The organism is Youngiibacter fragilis 232.1 (assembly GCF_000495435.3).
Taxonomy (GTDB): domain Bacteria; phylum Bacillota; class Clostridia; order Clostridiales; family Clostridiaceae; genus Youngiibacter; species Youngiibacter fragilis.
In genome coordinates, this window is sequence record NZ_AXUN02000130.1 from 1 (window position 1) to 758 (window position 758).

The 758-nt window shown below is 46.7% G+C and carries 1 pseudogene; it reads right to left on the bottom strand.

Going from position 1 to position 758, the window contains the following annotated elements:
* Positions 1 to 341: 341 nt before the first annotated feature.
* Positions 342 to 635: pseudogene (locus tag T472_RS20595) on the bottom strand (GntT/GntP/DsdX family permease); the annotation flags it as partial.
* Positions 636 to 758: the final 123 nt, after the last annotated feature.

Genomic DNA, 758 nt, shown 5'->3' on the forward strand with positions numbered 1-758 from the left:
TTGAATCCAGGCACAGCCCTTACGACTGCTCCGAAACCAACTGCTGCTGATGTGTTGATTATGGCAAGTACTGAGTTTGAAGCTCCCTTGTTAATGACATCAACCATGTTTTTCTTGATCGCAGGGAAATTGACAAGTACTGATAGAAGTACACCTGCTACCAATGCTACAATAATGTTCTGCTTAAGAACGTTGAGTACTATTACAACAGCAAGAAGAGGCAGAAATGAAAGCATCGGGTTCGGAAGCTTGTCCACATCAGCCAAGGTTGCGACCGCAGTGCCTGTAGGCTCTATGAAGACTTCACCTCTCGCGGTATATACCTTCTCCCTCCATACTNNCTGTATCTGAGGTGTTCCCGGAAGGGAAGTCATGGCTATAGTGAACATACCGAAAGCTAGTGTACCAGGGATGAGCTTTCTTGTTATGTTGGCTTCCCTGAATACTGCAACTGCTAGCGGATACATTGCAAATGCTATGACGAATACGCTTATTCCGCCGTAACCAAGGACTATGCATCCAAGTGAAACTGCAAGGATCGCCCTCTTCTTTCCAATGAGGCCCGTAATGAAGTGAGCAACAGACTGAGCTCCCCCGGAAACCTCCATGAGCCTTCCGAAGATTCCACCGAGCATNNTATGTGTCAGTGTATGTAGGAAGCAGGTCAAGTCCACCTGTCAAGGCAACAATCGATGCGCATATTGGAGCTATCCATATTATGGACATACCCTTGAATGCAAGGAACATGAGCAGAGCAA